Genomic DNA, 15,791 nt, shown 5'->3' on the forward strand with positions numbered 1-15,791 from the left:
GCACCTCAGACCGCGACCACGGGAGCCCCGCGTTGGCCATGCCGAACCGCTCGTTGACCTCCTCGACGACCAAGCACATCTTCGTCACCGGGGGTGTCGCGTCGTCCCTCGGCAAGGGCCTCACGGCGTCCTCCCTCGGTGCCCTCCTCAAGGCCCGGGGCCTCCGGGTCACGATGCAGAAGCTCGACCCGTACCTCAACGTCGACCCGGGCACCATGAACCCGTTCCAGCACGGTGAGGTGTTCGTCACCAACGACGGCTGCGAGACCGATCTGGACATCGGCCACTACGAGCGCTTCCTCGACGTCGACCTGGACGGCTCGGCCAACGTCACCACCGGCCAGGTGTACTCCACCGTCATCGCCAAGGAGCGGCGCGGCGAGTACCTGGGCGACACCGTGCAGGTCATCCCGCACATCACCAACGAGATCAAGCACCGCATCCGCCGGATGGCCACCGACGACGTCGACGTGGTCATCACCGAGGTCGGCGGCACCGTCGGCGACATCGAGTCGCTGCCGTTCCTGGAGACGGTGCGCCAGGTCCGCCATGAGGTGGGCCGGGACAACGTGTTCGTGGTGCACATCTCGCTGCTGCCGTACATCGGCCCGTCCGGCGAGCTGAAGACCAAGCCGACGCAGCACTCGGTGGCCGCGCTGCGCAACATCGGTATCCAGCCGGACGCGATCGTGCTGCGCGCCGACCGCGAGGTGCCCACCGCCATCAAGCAGAAGATCTCCCTGATGTGCGACGTGGACGAGGCCGCCGTGGTGGCCTGCGTGGACGCCAAGTCGATCTACGACATCCCCAAGGTGCTGCACTCCGAGGGCCTGGACGCCTACGTGGTGCGGAAGTTGGACCTGCCGTTCCGGGACGTCGAGTGGCACACCTGGGACGACCTGCTGGACCGGGTGCACAATCCGGACCACGAGGTGACCGTCGCCCTCGTCGGCAAGTACATCGACCTGCCGGACGCCTATCTGTCGGTGACCGAGGCGATGCGGGCGGGCGGCTTCGCCAACCGGGCCCGGGTGAAGGTCAAGTGGGTCACCTCCGACGACTGCAAGACGCCCGCCGGTGCCGCCGAGCACCTCGGTGATGTGGACGCCGTCCTGATCCCCGGCGGCTTCGGCGAGCGCGGCGTCAACGGCAAGGTGGGCGCGATCCGTTACGCCCGGGAGAACCGCGTACCGCTGCTCGGTATCTGCCTGGGCCTCCAGTGCGTCGTGGTGGAGGCGGCCCGCAATCTCGCCGGTATCGAGGACGCCAACTCCACCGAGTTCGACGCGGCCACCGCGCATCCCGTGATCTCCACCATGGCCGAGCAGCTCGACATCGTGGCCGGCGAGGGCGACCTGGGCGGCACCATGCGGCTCGGCATGTACCCGGCGAAGCTCGCCGAGGGCTCCCTCGTCCGCGAGGTCCACGACGGCCGGGAGTACGTGGAGGAGCGCCACCGCCACCGCTACGAGGTGAACAACTCCTACCGCGCCGAGCTGGAGAAGAAGACCGGCCTCCAGTTCACCGGCACCTCCCCGGACGGAAAGCTGGTCGAGTACGTCGAGTACCCGCGTGAGGCGCACCCCTATCTGGTCGCCACCCAGGCCCACCCGGAGCTCCGCTCCCGCCCGACCCGCCCGCACCCCCTCTTCGCCGGCCTGGTGAAGGCCGCGGTGGAGCGGAAGACGGGGAAGAGGGCGTAGCCCGCCGGGAGTTACGGTTGGCCGGGGTGCGTTCCACGGGGGCGCACCCCGGTCCGTTCGTGTACAGGCGTCGGGAAGGACAGGGCGAGACGATGATCAGCGACACACCGGAGGAGTGGGAGGTCCGCTCCAGCGCGACCCCGTTCACCGGGAACAAGACCTCGGTCCGCACCGACCGGGTGGTGATGCCGGACGGTTCGGTGGTGGGCCGCGACTACCAGGTGCACCCCGGCTCGGTCGCCGTACTCGCCGTGGACGCCCAGGACCGGGTGCTGCTGATCCGCCAGTACCGGCACCCGGTGCGGCAGAAGCTGTGGGAGATCCCCGCCGGGCTGCTGGACGTGCCCGGGGAGAATCCGCTGCACGCCGCCCAGCGCGAACTCTTCGAGGAGTCGCACGTCAAGGCGGACGACTGGCGGGTGCTGACCGATGTGTACACCACCCCCGGCGGCTGCGACGAGGCGGTCCGCATCTTCCTCGCCCGCGACCTCGCCGAGGCGGAGGGCGAACGCTTCGCGGTGGAGGACGAGGAGGCCGACCTGGAGTACGCCCGGGTGCCGTGGCAGGACCTGGTACGCGGTGTGCTGGCGGGCGAGCTGCACAACAACTGCCTGGTGGTCGGCGTGCTTTCGCTGGCCGCGGTCCGGGCGGGCGACGGGGAGGACGCGCTGCGCCCGGCCGACGCGCCTTGGCCGGCCCGGCCGTTCACGCACTGACGGACACCCGGCCGGAGCCACAGCCGTCGGGCTCCGGGACGGTGTGACGATCCGCTGATCCGATCGAGGGAAGCGGCAGTCGCGCTCCCGCCGGATCATCGCAGAGCGTGAACTAGGCTCTGCAGCACGCCTGACCGGAGTCCCGGCGGGCCTGTGCGCGCAGGAGACGGGAGCGTGACCCGTGACGGATCAGGCGGTGGACTTCGACGGCGGCACCACACCCGGTGAGACCGCCCCGCCCGCCCCCGGCAACCCCCGCGGCAGCGAGCCGGCGAACAGTCAATTCCTCGGCAGACACACCGAGTTGAAGGAACTCGCGGCTGACATCGAGCGCACCGGGCTGGACACCCTGGCCGGCCGTGGCCCGGCCCGCCCCCGGGTCCTGCTCATCGCCGGACGCCCCGGCTCCGGCCGCACCGCCCTCGCCGAGGAACTCCTGCGGCAGGTCGCAGAGCGTTACCCCGGCGGTGTGCTCCGCGCCCGCCTCACCGAACCGGACGGCACCCGGGTACCCACCGCGCGCACCGCCCGGGAACTGCTCGACGCGCTCGGGGTGCCCACCCCGCCCGGCACCGCCGAGGACGATCTGACCGCCGCCCTGCGCACCGCCCTCACCGGCCGCCGTACCGCCCTGCTGCTGGACGGTGCCGCCGACGCCGCCCAGGTCGAACCGCTGCTGCCGGACGCCCCCGGCTGCCTCTTCCTCGCCGTCACCGCCGGCCCCCTCACCGGCATCCCCGACGTACGGCCCTGCACCCTCGGCGGGCTCGACACCAAGGCCGCACTGGAACTGCTGGGCCGCCACACCGGCTCGGTCCGCATCACCTGCGATCCGCGGGCCGCGGAGGGCCTGGTCGAGCTGTGCGGGGCGCAGCCCGCGGCGCTGCTGCTGGCCGGCGGCTGGCTCGCCGCCCGCCCCAAGGCCTCCGTCGCCGACCTCGCCAAGCGGCTGCACACCCGGCCCGACGAAGGCCCCGCCCTGGACCGCCTCCTCGACCAGGTCTACGCGGACCTGCCACCCACCGCCGCCCGGATACTGCGACTGCTGTGCCTCGCCCCGGCCGGCCTGACCGACCCGCACACCGCCTCCGCCCTCGCCGGCTGCACCGTCTCCGCCGCCGCCGAGTCCCTGCACGACTTCGCGGGCCGCGGGCTGCTGCGGCCGGCCGCGGGCGAGCCGGTGCAGTACAGGGTGCCGGACTGCCTGGTCCCGTTGCTGCGCCGGTACATGGAGCGCCAGGACCGGCCCGCCGAGATCCAGTTGGCCCGGGCCCGGATGCTGGAACGCACGGTACGGCTGCTCGGCTCCTGCCGTGCCGTCACCGAACCGGCCGGCTCGCCCGCCCGCCGCCGCCTCGCCGGGCTGCCGCGGGCGCTGCGCTTCGAGGACCGCCGCGGCGCCTGCCGCTGGCTGGACTCCCGCCGCCCCGCCCTGCTCGCCGCCGCCCGTACCGCCGTCGCCGAAGGGGATCTGGACACCCTGGCCCGGCGGCTGATCGCCGCCCTGGTGCGGGCCCTCACCGCGCACCACGGCAGCCGCGCCGCCGCCCCCGAGCTGTACGGCCTGCACGAGCTGGTGCTGGACGTGGCCGAGCGGCGGGACCTGCACCGGGAGCGGGCCGCGGCACTGCTCAACCTGGCCGACCTGGACGCGCACAACGGCCGCACCCGGGACGCCCTGGTCCGCTATCGCACCGCCCTGGACGCGGCCCGTACCGCCGGTGACCCGTACGCGACGGGCCGGGCCATGGAGTCCCTGGGCGCCGCACATCAGGAGCTGGGGGACGGGGCGCGGGCGGCGGACTGGTTCGGCCGGGCCCTCACCGAGCGGCTGGCCCGCGGTGAGCACGCGGACGCGGCCCGCCTGTACGGGCGGATCGCCGGGGTGCAGACCTACGCCGGGCGGTACGGGGAGGCGCTGCGCGGCTGGCGTTCGGCGATCGCCGCGTACCGCAGGGCCGGTGAGGTGGCGGGGCAGGCGCGGGCGCTGATCGAGCTGGCCCGGGTCCAGGAGTACGCGGGCCGCCCCGAGGAGTCGCTGCGCACCTGCCAGGAGGCGGTGGACTGGGCGAAGGCCGCGGGTGACGTACGGCTCCAGGCCGCGCTCCAGGTGCGGTTGGCGGACACCCTGGACCGGCTCGGGGACCCGGCCGCCGCCCGGCTCCACCGCGAGGCGGCCGGGCGCATGTTGGGCCGGGAACCGGAGCCCGCCGGGGAGCCGGTGAAGGCGCCGGTGGCGGCGGTCATGAGCTGCGGTGACGCCGTCACCGAGGGGCGCGACAAGGAATCGGAGGGTGAAACTCCACCTTCTGCCTGCGAAACCGGCGGTTCCTCCGCGAAAGATTGAAGCTTTGTAAGGATAGACAGCGGGAACTCCTTCATTAAACTGGCTCTGCCGCGTTCCCCTCCGTGGCGTCTCCCGTAGCGCCCTCGCGTGTTCGGCGAGTCCGTAATGCCCGAATTCCCCTGAGTCAAGGACCGTGATCGACGATGAAGGTCGGCATTCCCAGCGAGGTCAAGAACAACGAGTTCCGGGTGGCCATCACCCCCGCCGGAGTCAACGAACTGGTCCGCCACGGGCATCAGGTCGTCATCGAGCGGAACGCGGGCCTCGGTTCATCGATCACGGACGAGGAGTTCACCGCTGCCGGTGCGCGGATCCTGCCCACCGCCGACGAGGTCTGGGCCGCCGCCGACCTGCTGCTCAAGGTCAAGGAGCCCATCGCCGAGGAGTACCACCGCCTCCGCAAGGACCAGATCCTCTTCACCTACCTGCATCTGGCCGCCTCCAAGGAGTGCACCGACGCGCTCATCCAGTCCCGCACCACCGCCATCGCCTACGAGACGGTCGAACTGCCCGGCCGCGGGCTGCCGTTGCTCGCCCCGATGTCCGAGGTGGCCGGCCGCCTCGCCCCACAGGTCGGCGCCTACCACCTGATGCGCTCAGCCGGCGGCCGGGGTGTGCTGCCCGCCGGGGTGCCCGGGGTCACCCCCGCCAAGGCCGTTGTCATCGGCGGCGGGGTCTCCGGCTGGAACGCCACCCAGATCGCCGTCGGGATGGGCTTCGAGGTGATCCTGCTCGACACCGACATCAACAAGCTGCGCGAGGCCGACCGGATCTTCGGCACCAAGGTCAAGGCGATCATGTCCAACGCCTTCGAGCTGGAGAAGGCCGTACTGGACGCGGACCTCGTCATCGGTGCCGTCCTCATCCCCGGGGCCAAGGCGCCCAAGCTCGTCACCAACGAGATGGTCTCCCGGATGAAGCCCGGAAGTGTCCTTGTCGACATCGCCATCGACCAGGGCGGCTGCTTCGAGGACTCCCGCCCCACCACCCACGCCGAGCCGACCTTCCCGATCCACGAGTCGGTCTTCTACTGCGTCGCCAACATGCCCGGCGGTGTGCCCAACACGTCCACCAACGCGCTGACCAACGCCACGCTGCCCTACATCGTGCAGCTCGCCGACCGCGGCTGGGTGGACGCGCTGCGCGCCGACCCGGCGCTCGCCAAGGGTCTCAACACCCATGACGGCAAGGTCGTCTACCGCGAGGTCGCCGAGGCGCACGATCTGGACCATGTCGAGTTGGCGACTCTGCTCGGCTGACCCGCCGCCCCGGCGGGACGCGACGCCCGCCGCCCCCGGGCGTCAACTCCCGTAGCCCGCCTCACGCATACGGCCGGACCTTGGTGACGAGGTCCGGCCGTACGCGTTCCGGTGTGTGTCGTGCCACTGTGCGAACTGCCCACCCGTGTTCGCTCTCGGCGTGCTCAACTCGCCTCGAACGTAACGGTTCAGCCGATTCGCACACCTCGGAAAGCCTGCGAACGCCCGCTGTGCGCCCTTGACACAGGGGTGTTCGGTTGCCGACACATCGTGCCGGGTCCGGCGGATTGTGTTGCTGCGGACCGGTGACACGCCATAGAGTCGCCAACCGTCGGCATGGTGCCACGCTGACCTATCGATAAATGTTCCTGGTCACGCACAAGGAGGTAAGACGACTTGTGAATGAGTCGACATTTACTCCCGGGAGCGGCTGGCCAGGAGCGTCTGCGACGGACGGGGGCTCCACGGGTCCCGAGGCGGCCGGCTCCGTCGCCGTGTACGACCTCGCAGCCCACCGGAGCCCGCTGACAGCCCCGCCCGGGGCACCGGCAGCACACCAGAGCATGGATGGCCATCACGTGAACGCCATGGCCGGCAACCGAAGTGGCGACAACACCGGCCACTTCGCCGACTACGACGAACTGCCCGAGGGGCACTTCTACGACCCCGACGCCGAGTACGAGCCCGATCCGGAGTACGCGGCCACGCTCGCGCCGGACGCCGCGCGCCAGCGCCGTGAGCGCATCGGCCCCACCGGCCGCCCGCTGCCGTACTTCCCGATCCCCGGCCCGCTCACCGACCACGGCCCGGCGAAGATCATCGCCATGTGCAACCAGAAGGGCGGCGTCGGCAAGACCACGTCGACCATCAACCTGGGTGCCGCGCTCGCCGAGTACGGCCGCCGGGTCCTGCTGGTCGACTTCGACCCGCAGGGCGCGCTCTCGGTCGGCCTCGGTGTGAACCCGATGGAGCTGGACCTCACCGTCTACAACCTGCTCATGGAGCGGGGCATGTCCGCGGACGAGGTGCTGCTGAAGACCGCGGTGCCCAACATGGACCTGCTGCCCAGCAACATCGACCTGTCCGCGGCCGAGGTGCAGCTCGTCTCCGAGGTGGCCCGCGAGTCCACCCTCCAGCGCGCCCTCAAGCCGCTGATGTCCGAGTACGACTACATCGTGATCGACTGCCAGCCCTCGCTCGGCCTGCTCACGGTGAACGCGCTGACCGCCGCGCACAAGGTGATCGTGCCGCTGGAGTGCGAGTTCTTCGCGCTGCGCGGGGTGGCCCTGCTGACCGAGACCATCGAGAAGGTCCAGGAGCGCCTCAACCCGGACCTGGAGCTCGACGGCATCCTCGCCACCATGTACGACTCGCGCACCGTGCACAGCCGCGAGGTCCTGGCCCGGGTGGTCGAGGCCTTTGACGACCACGTCTACCACACGGTCATCGGGCGCACCGTGCGCTTCCCGGAGACCACCGTCGCCGGTGAGCCCATCACCACCTACGCCTCCAACTCCGTCGGTGCCGCCGCCTACCGCCAGCTCGCCAGGGAGGTGCTCGCCCGGTGTCACGCCGTGTGAGTCTGCCCGGGGCCGACGAACTGTTCCGCACCACCGGGGGGACCGCGCTCACGGCGTCCACGCCCAGACGCCAGGCCAACGGCGAGCCGCGGGTACCGGCACCCGCCGGGGAGAGCGACGCGGCCGCGGCCCGGGAGGGCGCCGCGCTCACCGACGCCGAACGCACCGCTACCGCCGCCGAGGCACCGCAGCACGCCGCCGCCCAGCCCGGTACCGAGGGCTCCCGCAGCCGCGAGGGCGAGACGGGCGCCGAGCAGGACGCCGGGGCGAAGGCCGCCGGCGGCAAGGCGCCCGGGGCCAAGGACGCGGCGGCCGGGGCCGGTTCGGCACGTCGCCGCGGCCGCGCGGGCGGCCGGCGCCCCAGCGGGCGGGAGCGGCACGACGAGAAGATCACCGTCTATGTCTCCGCCGAGGAGCTGATGGACCTGGAGCACGCCCGGCTGGTGCTCCGCGGCGAGCACGGCCTCGCGGTGGACCGCGGCCGTATCGTCCGGGAGGCCGTCGCGGTCGTCCTGGCCGACCTGGAGTCCCGTGGCGAGGCGAGCATCCTGGTACGGCGGCTCCGTGGCCGCTGACCCCGGCAGCGGGGGAAGACGGCGGCGACTCGGCCTCGGCCCGGAGGCGCCGCAACCGGTACCGGCGGATCCGCCACCGGCCGACCCACCGCCTGCGGGGCCTTCGCCCGCCCAACCCGCGGCGCCCGAGCCCGAGTTGGCGGCCCCGCCCGCGCCCGTCATCGCGGAGCAGGAACCCGAGCCGTCTGCCGCGGGCGGAGGTGAGGCAGGGGAGGGGGCCGGTGAGGACGGTGTGTTCACCGTGCGGCTGGCGAACTTCGAGGGCCCCTTCGATCTGCTGCTCCAGTTGATCTCCAAGCACAAGCTGGATGTGACCGAGGTCGCCCTCTCCAAGGTCACCGACGAGTTCATGGCCCACATCCGCGCCATGGGGCCCGACTGGGACCTCGACCAGACCACCGAGTTCCTGGTGGTGGCCGCGACCCTGCTGGACCTGAAGGCGGCCCGGCTGCTGCCCGCCGCCGAGATCGAGGACGAGGCCGACCTCGCCCTGTTGGAGGCGCGGGACCTGCTCTTCGCCCGCCTCCTCCAGTACCGCGCGTACAAGCGGATCGCGGACATCTTCAGTGCGCGCATGGACGAGGAGGGCCGCCGGTATCCGCGTACCGTCGGACTGGAGCCGCAGCACGCGGAGTTGCTGCCCGAGGTGGTCATCAGCATCGGGGCCGAGGGCTTCGCGCGGCTCGCGGTGAAGGCGATGCAGCCGAAGCCCGAGCCGCAGGTGTACGTGGACCACATCCACGCCCCGCTGGTCAGCGTCGTGGAGCAGGCCGAGCTGGTGGTGGAGCGGCTGCGCAAGCTCGGGGAGGCGCCGTTCAGCGAGCTGGTCGCGGACGCCGCGGACACCCTCACCGTGGTCGCCCGCTTCCTCGCCCTGCTGGAGCTGTACCGGGAGAAGGCCGTGGCGCTGGAGCAGGACACCGCGCTCGGCGCCCTCACGATCCGCTGGACCGGCGGCGACGGCGACCAACAGCCCACGGTGACCGACGAGTTCGACCGTCCGCCGCCGGTACCCGAAGAGGACGAGGCGGGGGACGAGCGGAAGGTGGAGCGATGAGCGAGGAGAGCGGGCCGCCGGCGGTGGCCGACCTCGATCTGCGGCCGGCCCTGGAGGCCGTGCTGATGGTCGTCGACGAACCCGCCACCGAGGAGCACCTCGCCAAGGTGCTCCAGCGGCCCCGCCGGCAGATCGCCGACGCCCTGCGCGCCCTCGCCGACGAGTACACCGTGCAGGGCCGCGGCTTCGAACTGCGGCCGGTGGCCGGCGGCTGGCGCTACTACACCCGGCCCGCCTACGCGGCCGCCGTCGAGGGCTTCGTCCTGGACGGGCAGCAGGCGCGGCTCACCCAGGCCGCGCTGGAGACCCTGGCCGTCGTCGCGTACCGGCAGCCCGTCAGCCGCTCCCGGGTCTCCGCGGTGCGCGGGGTGAACTGCGACGGCGTGATGCGGACCCTGCTCCAGCGCGGTCTGGTGGAGGAGGCGGGCACGGAACCCGAGACAGGTGCGATCCTGTACCGGACGACGAACCACTTCCTGGAGCGGATGGGCCTGCGCGGCCTGGACGAGCTCCCCGAGCTGGCCCCCTTCCTCCCCGAGGCGGAGGCGATCGAGGCCGACACTCAGGAGGGCGTTCCGTCGTTCGATCCGGACGCTCCGGACACCGATGCACACACCCAGACGGACACGACGACGGAACTTTGATGCGAAGCAGCGGCAGCAGCGGCAGGAACAGCGGACGTGGGAACCACCGGGGCGCCGGCAACTCCCGCGACGACAAGCAGAAGCGGGCCGGCCGGCCCCGCCCCGAGGAGCGCCGCCACGAGGCGGGAGGTTCCGGCGGCGGAGGCGGCAGGTCCGGCGGCGGCAAGCCCGGTGGCGGGGCCTCCGGCGGCGGGCCGTCGGGTGGCGGCGCGTCCGGCGGGCAGAAGGGCCGGGGCGCGGGCGCCCGCGGCGGCGCCAAGGGCGGACCCAAGCAGGGCCAGCAGCAGCGCGGCGGACGCACCGCCCCCGCCCGCTCCCGCGAGTACGAGGCACGCGCCGAGGAGCGCAACCGCGAGCGGTACGCGGGCCGCAAGCAGGTCAGCACCCCCAAGACGTTCCCCGGCGCCGAGCAGGAGGGCGAGCGCCTGCAGAAGGTGCTGGCCAGGGCCGGTTACGGTTCCCGGCGGGCCTGCGAGGAGCTGATCGACCGGGCCAGGGTCGAGGTCAACGGCTCCATCGTGGTCGAGCAGGGCCTGCGGGTGGACCCGGAGAAGGACGAGATCAAGGTCGACGGGCTCACCGTGGCGACCCAGTCGTACCAGTTCTTCTCGCTGAACAAGCCGGCCGGAGTGGTCTCCACCATGGAGGACCCGGAGGGGCGCCAGTGCCTCGGGGACTACGTCACCAACCGGGAGACCCGCCTCTTCCACGTGGGGCGGCTCGACACCGAGACCGAGGGCGTCATCCTCCTCACCAACCACGGCGAGCTGGCCCACCGCCTCACCCACCCCCGCTACGGCGTGCGCAAGACGTACCTCGCCGCGATCCAGGGCCCCATCCCGCGCGACCTGGGCAAGCAGCTCAAGGACGGGATCCAGCTGGAGGACGGGTACGCCCGCGCCGACCACTTCCGGGTCGTCGAGCAGACCGGCAAGAACTACCTGGTCGAGGTCACCCTGCACGAGGGCCGCAAGCACATCGTGCGGCGGATGCTCGCAGAGGCCGGCTTCCCGGTGGACCGGCTGGTGCGCACCGCCTTCGGGCCGATCACCCTCGGCGACCAGAAGTCCGGCTGGCTGCGGCGGCTGTCCAACACCGAGGTCGGCATGTTGATGCAGGAGGTCGAGCTGTAGGGGGTGCCGCGGCGGGCGGCGTCTCGGCAGGCGGGCGCCGGACGTCCGGCCCGCCGCGGCTGGCTAGGCTGGGAGGCGCACAAGGCGGCGGCCCCCGGCGGCCACCGCGGCCGAAGCGGGCAGGGAGCGGTACGTGGCGGTACGGGCGGTACGGGGCGCGGTCCGGTTGGACCGGGACGAGGCCGGTCACATGGGCGAGCGGGTCACCGAGCTGCTCACCGCGATCCTGGACCGCAACGGGCTCACCGCGGACGACCTGATCAGCATCTGGTTCACCGCCACCCCCGATCTGCACAGCGACTTCCCGGCCGCCGCGGCCCGCGGCCTCGGCCTCACCGACGTACCGCTGATCTGCGCCCAGGAACTGTCCGTCGAGGGGGCCATGTCGCGGGTGGTCCGGGTACTCGCCCATGTCGAGTCGGACCGGCCCCGCGGCGACATCGCCCATGTCTACCTGGGCGCGGCCGCCGCCCTTCGCAAGGACATCGCCCAGTGAGAACCGCACTCGTCATCGGCACCGGCCTCATCGGCACCTCCGTCGCCCTCGCCCTGCGCAGCCGCGGCATCACGGTGCACCTGGCCGACCACGACCCCGGCCAGGCCCGTACCGCTGCCGCGCTCGGCGCGGGCACCGACAGCGAGCCCGAGGGGCCGGTCGACCTCGCCGTCATCGCCGTACCGCCCGCGCATGTGGCCGAGGCGCTGGCCGAGGCGATCCGGGGCGGAGTGGCCCGCGGCTATCTCGACGTGGCCAGCGTCAAGGGCGGACCGGCCCGTGCGCTGGCCGAACTGGGCCTGGGCGAGGACGAGTTGAGCTGCTACATCGGCACCCATCCGATGTCGGGCCGGGAGCGGTCCGGGCCGCTCGCCGCCGGGGCCGACCTCTTCGAGGGCCGCCCCTGGGTGCTCACCCCGTCCCGCTCCACCGACACCGAGGTGCTCAACCTCGCCCTGGAGGTCATCGCGTTCTGCCGCGCGGTGCCGGTGGTGATGGACGCCGAGGCGCACGACCGTGCCGTCGCCCTCGTCTCGCACATGCCGCACCTGGTGTCGGGGCTGGTCGCCGCCCGCCTGGAGCACGCCGAGGAGTCCGCGGTACGGCTCTGCGGCCAGGGCATCCGGGATGTGACCCGGATCGCCGCCTCCGACCCGCGGATGTGGGTCGACATCCTCTCCGCCAACCCGGGCCCGGTCGCCGACCTGCTCAGCGAGCTCGCCGCCGACCTCGACGGGACGGTCCGCGCCCTGCGCGCCCTGGAGTCCGCCGACCGGGCCGAGCGCGGCGCGGGCACCGAGGGCGTCCGCGAGATCCTGCGCCGCGGCAACGCCGGCCAGGTCCGCGTCCCCGGCAAGCACGGCGCGGCGCCCGCCGTCTACGAGTCGGTCGCGGTCCTCATCGACGACCAGCCGGGCCAGCTCGCCCGGATCTTCGCCGACGCCGGACAGGCCGGGGTCAACGTCGAGGACGTCCGCATCGAGCACGCCACCGGGCAGCAGGCCGGCCTGGTGCAGCTCATGGTGGAGCCGTCCGCGGTGCCGGTACTGACCGCGGCGCTGCGGGACCGCGGCTGGTCGATCCGGCAGTAGGAGCCCGTGCCGGGCGGGGGAGCGGGAGTTGTCCACAGGGGCGGGAATCGCGGCCCGGCGCGGCCGGTAACCTTGTGCGGGGGCGGGTCGACGCCCACGCCCCGGCGCCCCCGCCACCGCACCAGGAAGGTCACCGTCCCCGTGGACAACGAAGCAACCGCCGCACCGGCCGCCGCGCCCGCCGCCCCCGAGGCCCCGGCTGTGATCGTCGCCATCGACGGCCCCTCCGGCACCGGCAAGTCCAGCACCTCCCGGGCCGTCGCCGCCAAGCTCGGCCTCAGCTATCTGGACACCGGCGCCCAGTACCGCGCCATCACCTGGTGGATGGTGGCCAACGGCGTCGATGTGAGCGACGCGGCCGCGATCGCCGCCGCCGCGGGCAAGCCCGAGATCGTCTCCGGCACCGACCCGGCCGCGCCCGCCATCACCGTCGACGGCACCGATGTGGCGGCCCCGATCCGCACCCAGGAGGTCACCGCCAAGGTGAGCGCGGTCAGCGCGGTGCCCGAGGTGCGGACCAGGATCACCGGGCTCCAGCGGTCCATCGCGGCCGCCGCCGAGCGCGGGATCGTCGTCGAGGGCCGTGACATCGGCACCACGGTGCTGCCCGACGCCGATCTGAAGATCTTCCTCACCGCCTCGCCGGAGGCCCGCGCCGCCCGCCGCAGCGGCGAGCTCCAGGGCGCCGACGTCCACGCCACCCGCGAGGCCCTGGCCAAGCGGGACGCCGCCGACTCCAGCCGCAAGACCTCCCCACTGGCCAAGGCGGGCGACGCCGTCGAGGTGGACACCACCGACCTCACCCTCCAGCAGGTCATAGAGTGCGTCGTCACCCTGGTCGAGGAGAAGCGGGCCGCACGGTGACCGAAGCCCCCTCCGCCCGGCGGGCCGACGTCGGCCGCAGGATCGGCGTGGGCCTGATGTACGGGCTGTGGCGGCCGCGGGTCCTGGGCGCCTGGAAGGTGCCCGCGACCGGCCCCGTCATCCTCGCTGGCAACCACTCGCACAACGTCGACGGCCCGATGCTGATGGGCACCGCGCCCCGGCCGGTGCACTTCCTCGTCAAGCAGGAGGCCTTCGTCGGCCCGCTGGACCCGTTCCTGCGCGGCATAGGCCAACTCCCCGTCGACCGCAGCGGAACCGACCGCTCCGCGGTCACCCGGGCGCTCGCCGTCCTCACGGCGGGCGGCGTCCTCGGCATCTTCCCCGAAGGCACCCGCGGCGAGGGCGACTTCGCCTCCCTGCGGGCCGGCCTGGCCTACTTCGCGCTGCGCAGCGGGGCGCCCATCGTGCCCGTGGCGGTCCTGGGCAGCGCGGAACGGCAGGGCCGCCTGGTCCGGGCGCTGCCGCCGCTGCGCAGCCGGGTCGACGTGGTCTTCGGCGAGCCGTTCCAGGCCGCCGAGCCCGGCGGGCGGCGTACCCGCAAGGCGCTGGACGAGGCCACCGAGGGCATCCAGCGGCGGTTGGCCGCCCACCTGGAAAACGCCAGGCGGCTCACCAGCCGCTGAGCCACACTTGAGCCGCTGCGCGGCACCCGGCCCGGGGCGCGCATCCCGGGCCGCCCCAGCAGTGGACCCCCGGCACCGCGCCGGGCGGCTCCACCGACCACACCGAAGAACGAGGTACGGACTTCATGAACGAGCACACCCAGCCCGGAGCGGACGGCTCCGAGCACGACCACGGCGCACTCGGGGACGCCGAGTACGCCCAGTTCATGGAGCTGGCCGCGGAAGAGGGCTTCGACACGGCGGACGTGGAGGGCGCCATCGAGGAGGCCGGGCACGGCCCGCTCCCGGTGCTCGCCGTCGTCGGCCGCCCCAACGTCGGCAAGTCGACTCTGGTGAACCGCATCATCGGCCGCCGCGAAGCCGTCGTGGAGGACAAGCCGGGCGTCACCCGGGACCGCGTCACCTACGAGGCGGAGTGGTCCGGGCGCCGCTTCAAGGTCGTCGACACCGGCGGCTGGGAGCAGGACGTCCTCGGTATCGACGCCTCCGTCGCCGCCCAGGCCGAGTACGCCATCGAGGCCGCGGACGCGGTGGTCTTCGTGGTGGACTCCACCGTCGGCGCCACCGACACCGACCAGGCCGTGGTCCGGCTGCTGCGCAAGGCCGGCAAGCCCGTGGTGCTCTGCGCCAACAAGGTCGACGGGCCCAGCGGCGAGGCCGACGCCTCCTATCTGTGGTCCCTCGGCCTCGGCGAGCCGCACCCGGTGTCCGCGCTGCACGGCCGCGGCACCGGCGACATGCTCGACGCCGTCCTGGAGGCGCTGCCCGAGGCGCCGCAGGAGACCTTCGGCGCCGCCGGTCTGGGCGGGCCCCGCCGGATCGCCCTGATCGGCCGCCCCAACGTCGGCAAGTCCTCCCTGCTGAACAAGGTCGCCGGGGAGGAGCGGGTGGTCGTCAACGAGATCGCCGGCACCACCCGCGACCCGGTGGACGAGATGATCGAACTCGGCGGCACCACCTGGAAGTTCGTCGACACCGCGGGCATCCGCAAGCGGGTCCACCTCCAGCAGGGCGCCGACTACTACGCCTCGCTGCGGACCGCGGCCGCGGTGGAGAAGGCCGAGGTGGCCGTCGTCCTGCTCGACGCGGCGGACGCCATCAGCGTGCAGGACCAGCGCATCGTCACCATGGCCGTCGAGGCGGGCCGCGCCCTCGTCCTCGCGTACAACAAGTGGGACACCCTGGACGAGGAGCGGCGCTACTACCTGGAGCGGGAGATCGAGACCGAGCTGGGGCAGGTCGCCTGGGCGCCGCGGGTCAATGTCTCGGCCCGTACCGGCCGCCATATGGAGAAGCTGGTCCCGGCGATCGAGACGGCGCTGGCCGGCTGGGAGACGCGGGTGCCGACGGGCAGGCTGAACGCGTTCCTCGGCGAGCTGGTCGCCTCCCATCCGCACCCGGTTCGCGGCGGCAAGCAGCCCCGCATCCTCTTCGGCACCCAGGCCGGCACCCGGCCCCCGCGGTTCGTCCTCTTCGCCTCCGGCTTCATCGAGCACGGCTACCGCCGCTATGTGGAGCGCCGTCTGCGCGAGGAGTTCGGCTTCGAGGGCACCCCGATCCACATCTCGGTCCGCGTCCGCGAGAAGCGCAGCCGCAAGAAGTAGCAGCGGTACGGGAGTTGGCGGGGGGGGGGGGGCCGGGGGGGGGGGGGGGGGGCCCCCCCCCGCGCCGCGCCCGCGGGG

Annotated in this window: 14 protein-coding genes; all 14 read left to right on the forward strand. The window is 73.0% G+C overall.

Translation table 11 applies throughout. The annotated features are described in order from the left end of the window. Positions 1-38 precede the first annotated feature (38 nt). Positions 39-1,703 carry a CTP synthase gene (locus tag ACFVST_RS17450; protein WP_390152280.1) on the forward strand — a complete coding sequence of 555 codons (1,665 nt, stop codon included), beginning with the start codon at positions 39-41 and terminating at the stop codon, positions 1,701-1,703. Positions 1,704-1,795: 92 nt separating this feature from the next. Continuing rightward, entirely contained in the window at positions 1,796-2,419 is a 624-nt protein-coding gene (locus ACFVST_RS17455; RefSeq protein ID WP_390152122.1) for an NUDIX domain-containing protein, read from the forward strand. 181 nt (positions 2,420-2,600) lie between these two features. Beyond that, positions 2,601-4,766, forward strand: a complete 2,166-nt coding sequence (locus ACFVST_RS17460; protein ID WP_390152125.1) for a tetratricopeptide repeat protein — start codon at positions 2,601-2,603, stop codon at positions 4,764-4,766. A 143-nt stretch (positions 4,767-4,909) separates the two neighbouring features. Then, complete coding sequence (gene ald / locus ACFVST_RS17465; RefSeq protein WP_390152126.1) at positions 4,910-6,025, forward strand: alanine dehydrogenase; 1,116 nt, start codon at positions 4,910-4,912, stop codon at positions 6,023-6,025. A 398-nt stretch (positions 6,026-6,423) separates the two neighbouring features. Further along, positions 6,424-7,605: a ParA family protein gene (locus ACFVST_RS17470; protein WP_390152129.1), complete on the forward strand. Its 1,182-nt coding sequence runs from the start codon at positions 6,424-6,426 to the stop codon at positions 7,603-7,605. Continuing rightward, positions 7,602-8,180: a hypothetical protein gene (locus ACFVST_RS17475; RefSeq protein WP_390152132.1), complete on the forward strand. Its 579-nt coding sequence runs from the start codon at positions 7,602-7,604 to the stop codon at positions 8,178-8,180. Before ACFVST_RS17470 ends, ACFVST_RS17475 begins: the two co-directional genes overlap by 4 nt. Next, positions 8,170-9,237: a segregation and condensation protein A gene (locus tag ACFVST_RS17480; protein ID WP_390152135.1), complete on the forward strand. Its 1,068-nt coding sequence runs from the start codon at positions 8,170-8,172 to the stop codon at positions 9,235-9,237. Before ACFVST_RS17475 ends, ACFVST_RS17480 begins: the two co-directional genes overlap by 11 nt. Next, a complete protein-coding gene (gene scpB / locus ACFVST_RS17485) occupies positions 9,234-9,881 on the forward strand; it encodes an SMC-Scp complex subunit ScpB (protein ID WP_390152138.1) in 648 nt (215 codons plus the stop codon). The genes ACFVST_RS17480 and scpB overlap by 4 nt, the downstream gene beginning before the upstream one ends. Beyond that, positions 9,881-11,014, forward strand: coding sequence for a pseudouridine synthase (locus ACFVST_RS17490; protein ID WP_390152141.1), 1,134 nt, complete (start codon positions 9,881-9,883; stop codon positions 11,012-11,014). Before scpB ends, ACFVST_RS17490 begins: the two co-directional genes overlap by 1 nt. Before the next feature lie 133 nt (positions 11,015-11,147). Then, a complete protein-coding gene (gene aroH / locus ACFVST_RS17495; RefSeq protein ID WP_390152143.1) occupies positions 11,148-11,510 on the forward strand; it encodes a chorismate mutase in 363 nt (120 codons plus the stop codon). Further along, on the forward strand, positions 11,507-12,601 hold the full coding sequence (locus tag ACFVST_RS17500) for a prephenate dehydrogenase (protein ID WP_390152146.1): 1,095 nt from the start codon (positions 11,507-11,509) through the stop codon (positions 12,599-12,601). The genes aroH and ACFVST_RS17500 overlap by 4 nt, the downstream gene beginning before the upstream one ends. Positions 12,602-12,742: 141 nt before the next feature. Next, a complete protein-coding gene (gene cmk / locus ACFVST_RS17505) occupies positions 12,743-13,465 on the forward strand; it encodes a (d)CMP kinase (RefSeq protein ID WP_390152148.1) in 723 nt (240 codons plus the stop codon). After that, positions 13,423-14,109 (forward strand): lysophospholipid acyltransferase family protein, encoded by a 687-nt coding sequence (locus ACFVST_RS17510; protein ID WP_390152151.1) that lies wholly within the window; start codon positions 13,423-13,425, stop codon positions 14,107-14,109. The genes cmk and ACFVST_RS17510 overlap by 43 nt, the downstream gene beginning before the upstream one ends. Positions 14,110-14,234: 125 nt before the next feature. Further along, on the forward strand, positions 14,235-15,713 hold the full coding sequence (gene der, locus ACFVST_RS17515; protein ID WP_390152153.1) for a ribosome biogenesis GTPase Der: 1,479 nt from the start codon (positions 14,235-14,237) through the stop codon (positions 15,711-15,713). Positions 15,714-15,791 lie beyond the last annotated feature (78 nt).

The organism is Streptomyces sp. NPDC058045 (genome assembly GCF_042885635.1).
Lineage (GTDB): Bacteria > Actinomycetota > Actinomycetes > Streptomycetales > Streptomycetaceae > Streptomyces.

Bases quoted from the DNA above. Each gene is read 5' to 3' on its own strand.
- ACFVST_RS17450 (WP_390152280.1), top strand. From the start codon at position 39: ATGCCGAACCGCTCGTTGACCTCCTCGACGACCAAGCACATCTTCGTC.
- scpB (WP_390152138.1), top strand. From the start codon at position 9,234: ATGAGCGAGGAGAGCGGGCCGCCGGCGGTGGCCGACCTCGATCTGCGG.
- ACFVST_RS17490 (WP_390152141.1), top strand. From the start codon at position 9,881: ATGCGAAGCAGCGGCAGCAGCGGCAGGAACAGCGGACGTGGGAACCAC.
- der (WP_390152153.1), top strand. From the start codon at position 14,235: ATGAACGAGCACACCCAGCCCGGAGCGGACGGCTCCGAGCACGACCAC.
- ald (WP_390152126.1), top strand. From the start codon at position 4,910: ATGAAGGTCGGCATTCCCAGCGAGGTCAAGAACAACGAGTTCCGGGTG.
- ACFVST_RS17455 (WP_390152122.1), top strand. From the start codon at position 1,796: ATGATCAGCGACACACCGGAGGAGTGGGAGGTCCGCTCCAGCGCGACC.